Below are 17,959 nucleotides of genomic sequence, written 5' to 3'. Positions count from 1 at the left end.
CTTGCAGACCAACCTAGTCTATTTAATATCTCTAGTTGTCCACGATCAATTATGCTAAGATGGGAATAGCTCATGTTGGGTTCTCCTGTATCTATGGTGGTGTGGTAACTTCCATTTTACACGAAACCAACATGGGTTTTCTTTTTTCTAGGTGTCGCACTTCATATTACAATCCGTCACACTAAAAAATAGAGAATACAGTATTCAAGATTGTTACACTTTTCATGAATCTGTTGAAAGGTATGCTATCCCAATATGGAAACGTTTGGCGAAGCTCTTTGAAACAGAACTTGGTATAGAAAAGTATCGTCCATGGGATCTTAGTCCTTGTACATTACAAAAATATCCATTCATCAATTTAATTGATTTATTGGATGGAGTTGAAAAAATGCTTGGTAAAACTGACCTACATTTCCAGGAGAGATTTCAGTACATTCGAAAGCAAGGATTAATTGATGTGGAGGAGCGAAAGAATTAATGCTCTTATACATGAATTAGGTCATGCAATCCATTTTTATAAGCAGTTTGCTAACGAGAGTGGTGTACTAGAACAATATCTTCGTGAATAAGTAGCTGAGCATTACTCCCATAGTTTAGAACTAATGTTAATGGAGAAACTTGATATTTTTTACCCTGAGCACAATGAATGTAAGAAAGCTCAGCGTGAACAAATGCATCGTGCATTTTCTATACTAATTCCTCCACTAGCAGGAGACTTATTCCAACACTAGGCAAGTATGGATTGGAATTTACCGATCGCGGAGATTTATCGAAAAACAGGTGTTAATTTTGACTTCTCTGAACAAACTATAAAAAATATTTTCGAGTTCATTATTAATATAATTGAAGATTTAAATTAAATGTGTATAGTCACGATAAAAGCTAATATTGAGCTAAAGGGGCCCTTTCTGGAAAAAGAGTGTATATTTCACACACTTCCCTAAGTCTTTTAAAATGCCAAAAATCCCTACTTCTTGTGTCGAAAGCAGGGATTTTTTCGGTTAAAGATTTGTCTTTTTTCTCAAAGCGCTCAAGTGCTCGCTTCATCCTCCGAAGGCGGACCAGTGCATTGGACGAGTGAGTGACGGCGGCAACTTTGTGTTGGCATCTCCCTTTGCCGCGTTGATCTGGGCTTGGGTGAGAAAAATACTTTCGGTGAGGTCGGCACCTCTGAGGTCAGCATCTCGGAAATCAGCCCCGATGAGGTCAGCTGCTCTCAGGTCGGCGCCTCTGAGGTCAGCGGCAATAAGGTAGGCCCCTCTCAAATTGGCGCATCTAAGATCGGCACCTCTCAGCTTGGCACCGATAAGGTCAGCACCTCGGCCGTAGGTCTTCCGACGCCCTGAGGGGCCCTTCTGCGAGCGAAGGGCTTCGGCTCGCACGAGTTCGCTGGTCCGTAGGAGCAGCGCATTGACATCTGCTCGGTGTGCTGCCACGTCCAGTTCCATGATGGAGTCGGGATCGATGAGAGTGAGGCGTTCCGTCTCGTCGAGCGCCCGGCTGAGCGCATCTTGGATCGGACGGGCAGGTTGCAACGTTAGCGCTTCGGTCAGATACCAGAGGAGCTCATGGAGCTGCCGCACGATCGGGAACACCTCAAACATTTGTTTCGCGGATCCTGGGGCTTGCCGCCAGTCGTGTCCACCGAAGGTAACTCGGGACACCTTTTGCCCCGCGCCGAAGCAGTCATACACCGTGCAACCTCGAAAGCCCCGCTGCCTAAGGCTGGTGTGAACTCCGCAACGGAAGTCCGATTGCAGGTTTTGGCAGGGCTGCCCGGCATCTTTGTCAGTCGCGAAGTCTGCCGAGGCAGCGAAGGGCAGCGCGACACAGCACAAGCCGAAGCAATGCTCGCAGTCAGCTTGGAGACTGAGGCGACTACTGTCAGGGTAAGGTCCTGAATATTCGTGATTCTCAGACATTGGGTGGTCTCCTTCCGCTTCATCGTCTTTCCATACTTGCATCGTCTAATCTAAAGACAAGGCAGTGGTATAATAATAGGCGTTTTCCATATAGAAATGATTTTCTATACGTTATTACTTCATATTCTCTCGTCAATCCTTGTTCAAGGTGATTTTCATGAAAAAAAGCCGATTTCCCGTTACGATGAGGAAATATCAGCTTTTATTATAAATCTCAGTTTCTATCTTCACAAGAAAAACAAACAAATAACCTTTAATTAGAATTAGTTCATACTCATTGCCTCACGTACCTCTTGCATTGTTTCTGTTGCCACACGGCGCGCTTTTACTGTATCCGACATAACCCCGCCCAGTAAAGGACGAGGTTATCGTGGTACCACCTTTTTGAATCGCAACAAGCGATCCACTCTAAAGTACAGTAAGAAGCAGAAAATCCTTACGATACTCCTCTCTTGATAACGGAGAGAGAATCCCGGCAACGCCTACTCATTATCCAGCGGAGCGATTCAGAAGCCCATTAATCCATTCATGTTCTAATTCATATTATTCCTCTGCGTTCGATTTGGAAATTTTTATTTTTAACATGATCAATAAGAAAGCAAGCAGTGAAAACATAATTCCGCTCCAGATGAGTTGATGTATACCCAAGTGAGAAATAAACCAACCACCGATAAAAGTCCCTATAGTAATTCCAAGATTGGAAAATGAGACAAACAAGCTGTTGCCGAATTCGGGAGCTTCTTTCGCCTCAGTCGTTAACCATGCTTGACTGACAATAAGCCCGCCGGAATGCACTGCCCCCCATATGAATACGATAATAACCATCGGAATGAAATAAGAACCCAAATAATAAGCGAATAAGTAAATTATCGCATATAGCAGAGGAAACATGATGACGGTCTTTGTAAAGCTTTTATGCAAAAAGCTCCCAAATAAAAAATTCCCAAAAATCATGATTATACCAAAGGCCATCAACATGATACTTATCCATGACCCGTTCATATGTGTTACTTGTCCAAGATATTCAGCAAAGTAGCTGTACACAGAAAACATAGCTGCAAAGATAAAAATAACTGTCACGATATTTAACCACAATTGAGGTTTGCGTAATATACCAAGCTGCTTGCCATAAGACATTTTTTCCTTAACAGGCATGGAAGGAAGCCAAGCTAGTATCCCTACAAAGGCAATCATGCTTACAACAGCTCCAAACAGGAAAGCCGCTTCTAACGAAATCTTTTCCGCGAGATAAGAAGTCAAAGGCACGCCAAAAGCAAACCCGACCGTTATTCCAGCAAAAACCTTTGTAACCGCTTTGCTGCTTTTTTCCGGAGGGACAAGTTTAGCTGCAGTCACAAGAGCTACTGAAAAAAAGACAGGATGAAAAATGGCAGGAAGAATACGGAAAGCTAGCATCACATCGAACTTGGTTGTATAGGCATAAACAATATTTGAAATCGCAAACATAAGCACAGCAGTTAAGAGAATGACTTTACGATTAATACCGGAAGTAAGTAATGTCAGAAATGGACCTGAAATGGCAACGACTAAAGCAAATATACTTACAAGCCATCCTGCCTGTGAAGCCGATATATTAAATTTTTGAGTTACCTGGGGCAGAACCCCTATAATACCCATTTCCGTTGTAATAATGCCGAATACGCCTAAAGCCAGAATAATGATAAGCAAAGAGTTAACCTTTTTCATTTTAAATGTAAACCTCCATTTGTATTTATATATATAGAAATGTAGATGTGAAATGCAAAAAAAAGACCTCCTTTCCGTTTTATAGTTTCTTTTTGATGTACTCGGAAAATTCCTGTATTGTCTTTTCGTTTCGACGATAATACGTCCACTTCCCGATTCGCTCAGATTCCAACAAACCAGCTTTTTGCATAGTCAACAAATAACTCGAGATAACAGACTGTGCAAGTCCCGCTTTAGCCTGAATATCTCCCACGCATACACCAATTCGAAAATTGAGGCCTTGTTGTAAATAAGGCTCTTCATCAAAGAATTCCTCTGGATTCTTTAACCATAGCATAATTTGACTACGAGTCTCGTTAGACAGAGCTTTATAAATCATTAAAGGTTCCATATAGATTATTATATCTACTTTTATAGATTTGTAAATATAAAAAGTGCTGTTTTCTCCGATGCCTCTTTGACAAGAACGTTAGCATGACTGGTGTATGACGCTAAATAGATATTCACTATTAGAGAATTTTGTTACAATTGAAAACAACGTATTGTATCACTTTGATTTCATTGGTGATCGATTGATTATCGGCAAATTTTGTGCAATTGCATCTGGGGCTGAATTCATTATGAATGGTGCCAATCACAATATTCAGGCGTTTAGTACTTTTCCATTTGGCGCGTTCGGTCAAGGATGGGAAAGAGGATTGGAAGGATTGAGCGGCGGAAACAGCGATACAATTATTGGAAATGATGTATGGGTTGGGCATAATGCAACAATCATGCCCGGAGTTCGTATTGGCGACGGATCGGTTATTGCAACAAACTCGGTAGTAACTAAAGATGTTGCGCCTTATACGATTGTAGGCGGGAATCCAGCTAGCTTCGGTTATCCGAACTCGACTCAATGAAGAAGTAACTGAATTGCTGCTTCGACTCCAATGGTGGGAATGGGATATTGAAGAAATCACTAAATCCATATTCCTTTTGTGTAGCAATGATGTGAAGCAGCTAAAGAATCTGATAAACCAACATAAATAATCAAGTTAACATTAAGGATTGACTGCTGTTATCCACATCTACAAACAAAGTTGTATAATAAGACACCAGAACTGCAACTGTTGCGATTCCTGGATAGATATTGTTTCGTAATATACATTCAATTCTTGACTTAATCACACAACAGTTGTATCTGTAAATCTCTTTTTTCATCGGCTGCTTGTATGAATTGCTTACAAATGTTCTCGATTTTTTCAATTAAGTAGCCATGCTTCTCATAGCAATAATAAAATGGTTCAATTGTTGGAACACCCTTTCGTATATAGCGAATACGGTGGACGCTCATGAATAGCTTTGTTTTTACAGCAATTATAATGTATGTCGTATTAAAACCATTCATTTGTTATTTAAGCAACTTTCGGCTTTTTTCTTCTAATATCACCACAAAAAAGAGTACCCTAACGGGTACTCATTACTACCATGAGTCAACTCCATTATTATTGTCAGTCAGTGTCGCCACGGCTACAATCACTGTGGTTGAGTTCATTATAGCACCTGTAGTACAGATGTTTTATAAAACGTTTCTTGTACACCTCTCCAACTAGGTATTTTAGGTAACATTGCAATTGTAATAAGTACTAATCTTATCTAAATAATAATGCATATTCCTACATTTCCATGTATATAGAGATCGTTATTATATGGAGTGAGGCCGCTTTTTCTTCAAGTCTGAGGAATTCTTTGATGGAGGGTAGGTTACTTAAAACAGTCTGTAAAGTCTTCTTCCAAGACCTTTTACACATTTCTACACTATCTTCGAATAGTAAGTTGAAGGCATGCACGCCAAGCTTATAATACTGATGGGGATTTTCGTAGTATTAGTTCGGTCTCCATTCGGGATTTCCACCTGAATACGTGGTGACATCCGATGATTCAGCATTAACCGAAATTGGAGATAAAATCAAATACAAAGAGAAGAAAAGAACAACCATAGAATACAACTTTTTTTTCATACCTTATTACTCCTCCCTTTTAGTCTTAACTCATCATAAAGCAAATCAATTTTACTGATGGTTTCAACGTTAATGAGACTGGTATTATTCAGAAGTTCTTTGGACACGAGACTTAGGCTCTCAAAGGCTTCATCAAATTTTGATATACTAGCATATTCTAGTGAGCTCTTATAAAAGCTATCAAAAGAACCCTCAATATCATCTCCAATAAGCGTTTTCCCTTTGAGCCGGTAATAGTAAGCTATATTTAATTGTGTGATAGGAGTTGTCACTGGAATATTCTTGATTTTATCCTCATATGCAAACAGTTGCCGAGCAGCATGAACATCATTGTATTGGAGATATATTTCGAATAGCCTAGTTATGATAATGATGAAATTTCTGTCAGTTACATTTGGTATTAATTGCTTTAGCTGTTCAATTGCCAAATTCGTGTTTCCTGTCCTGCTATTGACTAACGCATTAGTAACTTTTTTATTTTCTTCAACACCAGGTATGTTATAGCTGCCGTAATCTTTTAAATAGGCCTCCCACTTTTCATGATCACCAAGACAATCATATGCAAGACCTGTTAAATAGAGAGCGTTTGCTTTTATTTTACTCTGAGTGTTGTCGTTTTTAATGACGTATTTGCATAAGTCAACACATTCCTCGTACTTCATTAAATTGTATGCATGGACACCAAGTTTATAATGTAGTGTAAGGGCTTCTTCATTCGACAGAAAAGTTGTGTAATGCACAATATGTAGCCCCGCCTGATATATAGCCTCTAATTTGCTGAAGTCGTCTCGTTTGATCAAATAGGCTTGCAATAGACCTTTTGCAAGAAATCGCATGATTCCATGGTCACGAGAGTAATTAATGATTAGCATGTACAAAGATAATTTAATCCTTTGATCTTCTAGTCCGTTAACTAAGCTGTAAAGACGTTCAATAAGAGTTTGGCTGTCTTCATTTGGGGATTCTAAGAACTTTATCCCAACCTTATTGATAAGTTCTTCATTTCCTGTTTCTTGAATGGCACCTTGCAACATGCTTAGTAGGGCGTCCGCCCTATTTTCAATTTCAATGTAAAGTTCGGTTAGCTTTTCAAAGGGGATTTTTAACACTGTCGCTAATGGGCGGACTGTTGCAAATTCCGGTCTCTTGACGTCTTCATTTTCAATCCTTGAAATGGTTCCTTTGTGGATGCCTGTTAGTTCCGATAATTGCGATAACGTCATGCCAGCTTCACGCCTGTACTGATGAATCAATCCCCCGATGGTCTGAATCACGTCATTCATTCATACCCGCACCTTCCTCTTGGTTTCCAAATAATCGAACACCTATATTTTACCATGTCTATCACAAAATACAATCAATCCTCAGCATATCAGTCATATTGTATAATTGAAAATTAATCATTGGCGTGTCTTCCACGAGCTAAAGCGATTATTCGCCAGCTCATTCTTGATCAATGCCTTAGTAACCTTCTAAGTCGCGCGTAGGAGCGGTGCGCCGCTCGGCCAGCGACCAATGACAATTCCCGAGTCCAGAGCAATGCCGGACGCGGGAATCACTGCTTACTTCATTTTCCAGTTGGTGACTTTAACAATCGCGGCATCGGCGTTCTTTAGATCAGTCTCCCCCATATCCAAAAGTTGGCTCCATTGCCTCACACGGTTCTTGCCATTGGGCGGTTGGTTGTACTCATTGGTATCCACAATCAGGGTGCGCTGGGCATAAAATTTCTTCATGAAAGTCTTCTCGTCGGTACTTTTGCCTGAGCGGGACAGGACGCCTTCGAGAGTGCCGGAGTCACCGGTAGCGCCTTGATTCAAGGCTGTATCGACAAATGATCCGATGGTCAGAGCAGAATTGAAGCCGCGCTGACGCGCTTGCTGTACGCTGTACTTGATGTATACTTTGTAGAAGGTCTGCCAGATGGCCTCTCTCCAAGCGTCATTGTTTTGCAGTCCTTTGATTTTGCCGCAGAACACTTTTTCGCTATCCTTTATTTTTAAAATCGAACCATTCATCGAACCGCGAACGCCTATGCGACTCAGACCGCCTTCAACCGAAGGATTGCTCGCTCCGCTGGCAGCGTCGAATTCCTTGAACAGAGCCGGACCATCCGGATGTTTGTCGTTGGATCCCCCTGTCGTAGCGCCGAATATGCCGATGGTATAGCCGCGATCATCGCCAATGTCCTCGCAGTAACCATAGTATTTGGTCCAATCGAGCGAGTCCTGCTCGGGTTTATTGACCAGCTTCATAATATTGTCCCACTGCTCGCCATCTAGACCTGTATTCGCACGCAGGAACTGAAGTGTCGCAGGTGAAAAATTTTTGTCGTGAGGGGTTGCGGCATAAGCCTTCGATTGAAATGGAGCACTTATCCCAGATAATGAAGCAAGAAGAGTAAAAGAAAGCAGAACAACCAATAATTTCGTCATTTTTTTGGCTGGTTTAGCATTTGTCATACCAAGAATTCCTCCTAGATAATGGGATCATTGCGAAGCTTCGTCTCCTTTCCACATAGATAAATGAATCCGTGTGAATGTTAACTGCAGCTAAGCGTATGGCATGCCGTCCCGCAGTTCATGAAACTACGGCGGAATTAATTGGGGTCTTAAATACACAAGCAAGAAAGAGGAGCGTAGGCCGGGAGAAAACAATCCCCCCGGCTTCCCCGTTAGCATAAATAAGAACCTGTATTTGGTAAATAATGGTCGTTATTCATCTTCACTGCACCTCTTCTTTGAATATAGCTCTTACAATAGCGCCGTTCTTTTTTGCATCTTCGCTTTCAAGCATATGTTCGTGCTTCCCGCTGCCTTGGTAGAGTATCTGGTCTCCCGCAGTCCACGGTTTCCAGAAATTTTGCTCTGGCAGCTCTCCAGCATTCTCCGATTGAATCAGATGAATACTGGCTTGAATCCGGCCATCCGTCGCCACGCGGTCAACCCAAGATTTATACCTGGTGATGTTCCGAAGCACTTCCTCTATATTCATATCTGGCACATGGGCGATAAATCGCGAGATTTCCTCTTGCAGCGACTCAGCATACGCTTCTTGATCCGCGGCTTGGAGCGCAGTTTTTCTCGGATAGGAATCCAGCAAAATGAGATGAGCCACTTCCCGTCCTTCGCTCTCTAGTTTTTTGGCTACTTCAAATGCGAGATTTCCTCCTGCCGAGTAACCCAGCAGTTGAAGTACTCCTTGAGGCTGCAGAGTCTGGATGCTGTTCGTATAATGCTGGATCACATCTTCCGCTTCGATGAAGTCGAATGCGTAAATCGCGGCAACCTCTTGCAGCTCCTCCGCCATTCTCGTGAACACATGCCCATACCCTACAATCGGCGGGAAGCAGAACAAGGATACTCCGTTGTCCGGATTCCACACGGATAATTCACTGTCTTCATGCATGCTTCCCCGGGCCTCAAAATATTGCGCCAATTCCGACACCGTCGTATAGGCAAAAGCGTCGCGAAGGGAGATGTCCAAGTTCAATTTTCGCCGAATCTCGCCGATTACCTGAATTAGCTTGATTGAATGCCCGCCTATGTCGAAGAAATTATCCTCAATGCCGACGCGCTCTATACCCAGCACCTCCTGCCATAGGTCGGCGAGTGCTTGTTCCAACGCATTCCTTGGAGCTGTATAACTAGCTTGAACAGGCATCATTATCTGCAGCTTTGCAAGAGCCGTGCGGTCCACCTTGCCGTTGGCCGTCAGCGGCAGCTTCTCTAGCCGCTGGAAGCGGGCCGGGATCATGTAGACCGGCAGTTGCGAACGCAAATGTTCCCGCAAGCCTGTCAGATCCATTTGCCCCTCAACCACTACGAAAGCGCACAGATCCAGCACACCATTGGCATCCGGTATGGCCAGGACGGCCACTTCCACAATCTTGTCAATTTGCCTCAACCGCGTCTCGATCTCTCCCAGTTCAACCCGGTAACCCCGGATCTTCACTTGATGATCGCTGCGGCCTATGTACTCTATAGTCCCATCCGCCAGTAAGCGGCCGCGATCTCTCGTCAGATACAACTGATGGTTGGCAACAAACGGGTGGCTCGTGAATTTCTCCGCCGTCTCATCAGGCAGGTTCATATAACCCCGGCTCACTCCGTGTCCGCCAATCGCGATCTCTCCTACGACGCCCGTTGGGACCGGCCTCGCTGCAGAGTCTACGATGTAGACCTGCTCTCCCGCTATCGGCCAGCCTAATACCGGTCGGCTCTGGAAGACGCGGAACCGTTCACGGTCCATCCTCATCGCAATGGATCCAATCGTTGTCTCCGTCGGTCCATAGTGCTGCATTACTTGGGACCGCTCATACTTGGAAAAGTAAAGCTCCACATCTGCGCAAATGATAGATTCGCCGCCGAGCACGACCAGCCGCAGACTCTCACTGCAGGCATGTTCGGCAAAGCCGGGACTTCTCACGAGTATGCCAAGCAAGGACGGCGTCATCTTGACATAAGTAATTCTCTCCCGGATAAGGTACTCCAACAGACACTCCGGATCCATGTAGATTTCTTTGTCTGGCAAGTGCAGCGCCGCACCGGATAGCAACGCTGAAAATACGGCCGTATACCCCAGGTCAAAGGCGAAGGAGGAAACAAGGGCGGTGCGGTCCTCCTCCACAATAGCCGCTTCACCGACAAACCATTCCACATAGGCCGCCGCATTACGGTGCATGACTTTGACACCCTTGGGCTTCCCGGTGCTACCTGATGTATAAATCACATAAGCCAGACTGTCTAAGCTGTGGCTTGGTTCTACCCCGGCCACACCGACATCCTCCAGTCTTACAGGAAGCCTGTCCAGACTAAGACATTCCACCGGAAGATGCAGACGGGTCTCCCACTCGCTCATGGTCAGCAGCAGGGAAGCTTCCGAATTCTCCAGCATGTATGCCATCCGATCCGCATCCGTGTCGGGATCGATCGGAAGATAGGCGCCTCCCGCTTTCCATATCCCGAGCATCGCGACGATCATTTCCGGCGACGGTGGTATGAAGAGCCCGACAATCCGGTCTGGGCCAATGCCTGTGTCTCTTAACAACTCGGCGAGGCGTCCTGCCCGCTCGTCCAACTCTCTATAAGTCAATCGTCGATCCCCGGAGAGGACTGCGTACCGATCAGGTGTTCTAGCAGCCTGCTCCGCAAACCATCGATCCAAGGTGCGCCCGGCTCTATTATCCACAGAGGCGCCTTGCGAGCAGGCATGAATCGGCTGCCGTTCCTCTTCGTTCATCAAAGGCAGATCTGCGAGCCGCTGCTTCGGATCCGAGACAACCGACTCTAGAAGCACCTTGAAATAGGCGGCCCATCTTTCTATCGTTGCGCGGGCAAACAAGTCTGCAGCGTATCCGAAGGTGAAGTTCATACCTCCCCCGTGCTCGATGGCGGTTAGAGTGAGATCGAATTTCGCCGCGTGCTGCTCATATGGATAAGCAGACAACCGGATATGTTCCATCTCCATTTGCTCCTGCTCTGTATTTTGCAGGACGAGCATGACGTCAAAGAGAGGGCTGCGGCTCATGTCCCGGCGGCTGACGACCTTCTCCACCAGATCTTCGAAAGGATAGTCTTGGTATACGAACGCGTCGAGTGCACTCTCCTTCACTTCCAGCAAATAGCTGAAAAATTCTTTTCCGCCGGCCGGGTTGGTGCGCAGTGCCAGTGTATTGACGAACATGCCTAGCATATCTGAGAGGTCTGCATGCGGTCTGCCGGCGGCAGGGGAGCCGATAATGATATCGTCTTGGCCGCTAAGTCGCGACAGCAAGGTGCTGTACGCCGCCAATAGCACCATATACAAGGTAGTCCCCGTATGCTGCGCCAACTTGGTTATTCCTTCAGTCAGACAGGAGTCTAGTTCCAGGTGCACCCTGTCTCCGGCAAAGCTGCGTACTGGAGGTCTTGGGTAATCCAGCGGCAAGTCCAACACCGGATGCTCTCCGGCATATCGATCCAGCCAATACGCTTCCTGTTTTCTGTAAGCCTCCGTCGTCACATAGCGGCTTTGCCAACTACTATAATCTTTATATTGCAGTCGCAGGGGCGGCAATGTCCCTCCGGCATACAGCTCCCCGAACTCCTTGATCAATACACTCATCGATACGCCATCCGAAATAATGTGATGCATGTCGAACAGCAATAGATGGTGCTCCTCTTGCAAGCGCATCAGTCCTGCGCGAAGCAGCGGAGCGCAGGTGAGATCGAACGGGAAGTAGAACTCGCGGATCGCTTTGCTCGTATCCCCTTCGTCCGTCTCCGTATAAGAAATGGCGAATTCCACCGCATCATGTATGATCTGCACGGGTCTGCCTTCCACCATCTCAAAAGACGTACGCAGCACCTCATGCCGCCTAATCAACGCCTGGAGTGCTTCACTTATGCGCTCCCGGTCCAACGGTCCTTCCAGCCGGAAGACGTTCGGCATGTTGTAGGTCTGTTCCGCGCCTTGAAGCTGCTGCAGCACATACATCCGCTTTTGGGCAGAGGACAAAGGATAGTAATCCTGAGTCGATGCAGGGAGCAATCCTTCATACGGCGAGCCCGCCGATGATTCTACCACTTGGCTCATCCGTTCGAGTGTAGGTGACTGGAACACATCGTGCAGCTTGATTTGCGCATTCAGCTTTTGGTGAATCTGCGAAACCAGTGACATCGCTCGTAAGGAATGGCCGCCGAGTTCAAAGAAATTGTCATTCAGACCTACCCGCTCGACCCCTAACACCTCCCGCCACAACAGTGCAAGCCTAACTTCCGTTAAAGTTCGGGGTGCTGCGGACTCGGTCCCCGATACAGCGTTTCCTCCCGGCTCCGGCAGTGTGCGACGGTCCAATTTGCCATTTATTGTAAGCGGCAGTTCAGGCAGATGTACGAAATACGTAGGAACCATATATTCAGGTAAAGCGATGCTCAGGTGATTTCTCAATTCGACCGGTTCCAGGCGCTTGCTGCCGACATAATAAGCGCATAAAACCTCACTTCCCGGACGTTCTGTCCAAGTCACTACAGCCGCTTGGCCAATGTCGGCATGAAGCATCAGGCGTGCTTCGATCTCACCGAGTTCAATCCGATAGCCCCGAATTTTGACCTGCTGATCGATTCTCCCCCAATATTCAAGGTTTCCATCCGGCAGCCAGCGGGCCAAATCCCCTGTTTTATACATTCTTCCGCCTTCAATAAAGGGATCCGGTTTGAACTTTTCCAGTGTAAGTTCAGGCAGATTCCAGTAGCCTGCGGCTACCCCGGCGCCCCCAAGGCACAATTCGCCGGGAACACCGACAGGAAGCAGTTGTCCCTGAGCGCTCAGCACGTAGGCTGTCGTTCCATCGAGCGGCCGACCAATCGGGATGCTGTTTTTGCTGTTTGTTTCCTTGACCGGGAATGAAGTCGAGAAAGTCGTGTTTTCGGTAGGGCCATATCCGTTCCAGATCGTAAGTCCCGGACATGCGTCCCTCACTGTGTAAGCAGGCTTCGGCGACAGAACCTCTCCGCCCATAATCAAATGCTCTACACCAGCAAACATTCCCGCATCCTCATCGGCCAGATGATGAAAGAGCGATGTGGTCAAGAACATGACCGTAATGCCGTGCTCCGTGAGAAATTGCCCCATCTGGCGTGCGTCCAGCAGCACTTCTTTCTCAACCGGATACAAGGCCCCTCCGTGCAGAAGGGCTCCGAATATTTCGAACGTAGCTGCATCAAAGCTTACTGAACCCGTCTGCGCGAAGCGGTTATTGGCATGAAACGGCACGTATCCGTTGTTTTTCACCAAGTTGATTACATTTCCATGCGTCACCAGCACTCCTTTAGGTCTTCCCGTAGTGCCCGAGGTATACAGGATATAAGCAGGATCATCGGAACTGCTTCCCTGTGTTTCTTCATACTCTAACGCTTCATCCGGAAGAGTTCCGTCATCAAGCATGATGACCGTCCCTTGGTAGGACTCCGGCACTTTGAACTTCTGTACAGCCAACAGGAACTCCGCGCCGCAGTCGCCCAGTATATACATGTGACGCTCCTCGGGAGCTTCCGGATCCAGAGGCACATAGGCTCCGCCCGCCTGCAGAATTCCCAGGACCGCAACGACAAATTCGCTCGAGCGGTTAGCCAGAATTCCAACAGCTGACCGTGGCCGCATTCCTTCCCTCAGCAGTCTGTCGGTCACAAGATCCACTTGGTGTTTTAAGTCCGCATACGTGAGGTGCCGATCGCCACACACAATGGCCGTCCGGTCCGGATAGAGACCGGCAATGTCCTCGAAACATTGATGAATCGTTGTTTGAGGCATGCCTTGGGCAGGCAAGCCGCTGTATTTCATAAGCTCGCTAAGCTGCTCTCTCCCGCTTATTAATCTAGCTTCTGCAAGGGTCGTATCGGGCTCCGAGATCACATGATCCATCAGTTCCGTAAAATGGCCCGCCCACCGTTCTATGGTTTCCCTTGTGAACAAGGCTGTAGCGAACTCCAGCGAACAGTGATAGCCCTCCGCACTCTCTGTTACCATCAAGGTAAGGTCGAACTTAGCCTGTGTATCGACAAATGGACAAGACTCTACCTTCAAGTCAGGTAGATCCAACTGCGAGTTTTCCGTGTTTTGAAGCACGAATACAGCATCGAACAGTGGATTTCGGCTCATGTCCCGCTGGCTGACAACACGTTCAACCAGTTCCTCAAAAGGATACTCTCCATGCTCAAAGGCATCCAACGCCGTTTGCTTAATTTCCTCAAGGTATTCGGCAAAGGCTTTTGGTCCGGAAGGAAACATGCGTAAAGCCAGCGTGTTGACAAACATCCCCATCATGTCCGTCAGATCCGTATGCGGACGCCCGGCTACCGGCGAGCCGACAATAATCTCATCATGGCCGGACAGACGAGACAGCAAGGTGCTGTACACGGCCAAGAACACCATATATACGGTGACCCCTCTGTCTAGCGCCAGTTGCTGCACGGCCTCCGACAGTGTTCTTCCCAGCTTGAAATCTACCCGGTCACCTGCAAAACTGCGCAAGGTTGGGCGTGCGAAATCGGCGGGCAGGTTTAATACCGGCAGTTCGCCTGCAAAATGCTGGAGCCAATACCGCTCCTGCTGCCGATAAGCATCGCTGAGCACGTATTCCTGCTGCCACACCGCATAATCTTTATACTGCAGCTGCAGCGGCTCCAATGCTTCGCCCGCGTACAGCTTCACAAATTCGTCTACCAAAATACCCATCGATGTGCCGTCTGAGATGATATGGTGCATATCGAACAGCAGCAAGTGTCGCGCTTCCCTGAGACGTATGACCACCGTGCGCAGCAGAGGAGCCTCACTAAGGTCAAACGGGCGGATGAATGTCCGGATTCGCTCCTCGACTTCCCTTTCCTCCGCTTCCTCATAGAAGACTTCCAAAATAGCCTGGTCTATCACTCGCTGCACTGGCTCACCGTCCACGACGGCAAACGAAGTGCGCAACGATTCATGGCGGGCGATGAGCGCCTGCAGCGCCGATTCCAGCCGGACGTGCTCCAGTGCTCCTTCGAGCCGCAGCACCACCGGCATGTTGTAGCTCAGCTCGGCGCCCTCCAGCTGCTGCAAGAAGTACAGCCGTTTTTGGGCCGAAGACAGCGGGTAATGTGCCTGCTCGCCTGCCGGGGCCAGCTCTTTATACGTGCTGCCATCCGCCGCTTTCAGCGCAGCCGCCAGCCCTTCGACCGTCGGCGCGAGGAACAGCTGTCTCAGCGGCAGCTCTACATCCAGTGCCTGGTGAATCCTCGATACGAGCGTCATGGCCTTCAGAGAATGGCCGCCCAGCTCAAAGAAATTGTCGTGGATGCCTACGCGATCAACTCCCAGCACCTCCTGCCACATCAGCGCTAGCTTCGCCTCCGCTTCGTTACGCGGCGCTGTATATCCGGCTGCCGCTCCGCTTCCCGACGGCTTCGGCAGCGCCCGCCGGTCCACTTTGCCATTCGGCGTCAGCGGCAGCTCTTCCAGCTGCATGAAGTGCGTCGGCAGCATGTACGACGGCAGCGAGGCAGTCAGGGCGGCACGCAGCTCTGCCGCCGCAAGTGGACGGTCACCTGTCACATAAGCGCGCAATTCCTGTGTCTGGTTACCCATTTCTGCTGCAGTCACAACGGCTTCGCCTACGCCCGGAATTTGGAGCAGCCGGGCTTCGATCTCGCCCAGTTCAATCCGGTACCCCCGAATCTTCACCTGATGGTCTCTCCGCCCCAGATGCTCCAGCCGGCCGTCAGGCAGCCAGCGCGCCAAATCCCCGGTCCGGTACAGACGCTCGCCTGGGGTAAACGGGCTGTCCACAAATTTCTCAGCCGTCAGCTCTGGACGCGCCCAGTATCCGCGGGCGACCCCGGCACCGCCGATGCACAGTTCGCCGGCCACGCCAATCGGCTGCGGCTGCAACGCATCATTCACCACATACACCTGCGTGTTCGCCATCGGCCGACCGATGCCGATCCGTTCTTCGCCGCCGAGGCGGTCAAACGTGGACCAGACGGTCGTTTCCGTTGGCCCGTACATGTTGTACAGCGCCGCATCCGTATGTTCCCTCAGCTGCCCGTACAGGGAGGAAGGGAAGACTTCCCCGCCGACCAACAGCGTGTGGACGTTCCGCAGCTGCGCCGCGCTCCGCGCTTCGCCGAGCAGCAGCATCAACCGCGAAGGCGTCGTCTGCATCATGTGCACCGGATGCTTGCTCAACAGTTCCGCCAGCAGAACCGGATCCTGCTGCGCTTCCTCGCTTGCGAGGACGATCTGCATTCCGCAGCTGAGCGGCACCCAGCTCTCCGTGACGAAAATGTCGAAGGACACCGTCGTTACGCACAGCATCGAAGAACAAGTCTCAAAAGGAAGCTCACGAATCATCCCCGAGATGAAGTTCACCACGTTCCGGTGCTCCACGACTACCCCTTTCGGCGTACCGGTCGTTCCGGAGGTGTAGATGACGTACGCGCTGCCAGATGGTTCTATCTCGACGCCAACGGGCGCGGAAGAATACCCTGCCAGCTCCTCAGCGGAGGAGAAGAAGATGGGATTGCCGCCGAGGCTTATATCGTCACTTAGTTCGTCACTTACTTGGTCTGCTTGGTCTTCTGCTTGCCCTGGATGCTCTATCAGCTCCTTCACCAACAAATCATCCAGACACAATACATGACACAGCGATGTCTCTCGGAAGCTGAATAGGGTATCCGTGTACGCCGCATCCGTCAGCAGAACCTGGATTCCAGCATCCCAGATCATCCCCCCGATGCGCTCCTCCGGCAGAACCGGGTCTATCGGCACATAAGCTGCCCCGGCCTTCAGGATACCGAGAAGTCCGGCGATCAGTTGTGGTGAACGACTCATCAGGACGCCTACACAGTCTTCGGCCGTTACGCCGTGCGCCCTCAGCCATTGAGCGATACGATTGGCCTGTTCCTCAAGCTCCCGGTAGGTGAGCTGCCACTCTGCGCAGACAATTGCCAGACTATCCGGCGTCTTCTCCGCTTGTTTCTCGAACAGGGAAGGTATGCTTGCCTCTTCAGGAATCTTCACCTTCGTGTCGTTGAACTGTACGAGCAACTGCTCCCTCTCGGCCGTCGTAAGCAACTCGAGCTCTTGTACCGGTATGTTCGTATCCGCTACGATCTGCTCCACGATTCGCAACAGGTGCCTTTGCAGACGCTCCATCACTTCTCGTTCATACACCTGCGCATTGTAGTCAAAATGAATGGTCATTTCTTCGCCTGGCATAATCATCACATTCAGGTCATAGTTGGTCTGCTCTTCCGCTTGAACTCCGGTAATTTCTAACCCTGCCGTATCTCCCAACAGACCTGCGTGCTCCTCCACCGGGTAGTTTTCGAACACCAAGATGTGGTTAAACAATTCCCGGTTTTTTGTGCTTTGGGTCTGGATTTCATGCAGCGGATAATAGTCGTAGGCTTGGGAAGCCAGCGCTTGCTCCTGCGCTTGTTGCAGCACACGAGCTGCGGTTTCTCCAGCCTCGCACTTCACCCGGACCGGAATCGTATTGATGAACAGCCCGATCATCCCCTCCACGCCGGGAAGGGCTGCCGGTCTTCCGGACACCACGCTGCCGAATACCGCATCAGTTGTCCCGCTGTATTTGTGCAGCAGCAGTCCCCATGCCGTCTGCAGCAAGGTGTTCACTGTTACCCCCTGCTCTCTTGCCGCTTGGCTGATCCGTTCGGTCTGCTTCCGGTCCAGCGAGCAAGTCACACGCATCGCTTCATATCCCCGCGCCTGACGCTGCCGTCTCGGGAGCTCCGCCGCTTGTTCGAAGCCCGCAAGCATGTCTCCCCAATATTTCGCGGCCGCTTG

7 protein-coding genes and 1 pseudogene are annotated in these 17,959 nt (G+C 48.8%); 2 read left to right on the top strand and 6 right to left on the bottom strand.

Annotation, left to right across the window (positions count from 1 at the left end):
• Positions 1-181: 181 nt before the first annotated feature.
• Positions 182-860: pseudogene (locus tag M3650_RS31015) on the top strand (peptidase M3); the annotation flags it as partial.
• Positions 861-1,043: 183 nt separating this feature from the next.
• On the opposite strand, the gene M3650_RS31010 reads toward M3650_RS31015, so the two are convergent.
• From M3650_RS31010 to M3650_RS31000, 3 genes are all read right to left on the bottom strand, one after another.
• Positions 1,044-1,922: a pentapeptide repeat-containing protein gene (locus tag M3650_RS31010; RefSeq protein ID WP_251580200.1), complete on the bottom strand. Its 879-nt coding sequence runs from the start codon at positions 1,920-1,922 to the stop codon at positions 1,044-1,046.
• 543 nt (positions 1,923-2,465) lie between these two features.
• A complete protein-coding gene (locus tag M3650_RS31005) occupies positions 2,466-3,629 on the bottom strand; it encodes an MFS transporter (RefSeq protein ID WP_251580198.1) in 1,164 nt (387 codons plus the stop codon).
• Positions 3,630-3,708: 79 nt separating this feature from the next.
• Positions 3,709-4,020: an ArsR/SmtB family transcription factor gene (locus M3650_RS31000; RefSeq protein ID WP_251580196.1), complete on the bottom strand. Its 312-nt coding sequence runs from the start codon at positions 4,018-4,020 to the stop codon at positions 3,709-3,711.
• A 94-nt stretch (positions 4,021-4,114) separates the two neighbouring features.
• On the opposite strand from M3650_RS31000, the gene M3650_RS32165 reads away from it, so the two are divergent.
• Positions 4,115-4,531: a CatB-related O-acetyltransferase gene (locus M3650_RS32165; protein WP_285848788.1), complete on the top strand. Its 417-nt coding sequence runs from the start codon at positions 4,115-4,117 to the stop codon at positions 4,529-4,531.
• A gap of 1,097 nt (positions 4,532-5,628) precedes the next feature.
• Here the strand turns inward: M3650_RS32165 and M3650_RS30990 are convergent.
• From M3650_RS30990 to M3650_RS30980, 3 genes are all read right to left on the bottom strand, one after another.
• The gene (locus tag M3650_RS30990; RefSeq protein WP_251580194.1) at positions 5,629-6,915 is read right to left on the bottom strand and encodes a helix-turn-helix domain-containing protein; all 1,287 of its coding nucleotides are present in this window, start codon (positions 6,913-6,915) and stop codon (positions 5,629-5,631) included.
• Positions 6,916-7,194: 279 nt separating this feature from the next.
• On the bottom strand, positions 7,195-8,094 hold the full coding sequence (locus tag M3650_RS30985; RefSeq protein WP_251580192.1) for a chitosanase: 900 nt from the start codon (positions 8,092-8,094) through the stop codon (positions 7,195-7,197).
• Between the two features lie 262 nt (positions 8,095-8,356).
• Positions 8,357-17,959, bottom strand: a 9,603-nt coding sequence (locus M3650_RS30980) for a non-ribosomal peptide synthetase (RefSeq protein ID WP_285848787.1), incomplete at its 5' end; no start/stop codon positions are given.

This window comes from Paenibacillus sp. MER TA 81-3 (assembly GCF_023713585.1).
Classification (GTDB): domain Bacteria; phylum Bacillota; class Bacilli; order Paenibacillales; family Paenibacillaceae; genus Paenibacillus_B; species Paenibacillus_B profundus.
Note: the sequence above shows the minus strand (reverse complement) of the source record. Positions and strands in the feature narration are given on the sequence as shown.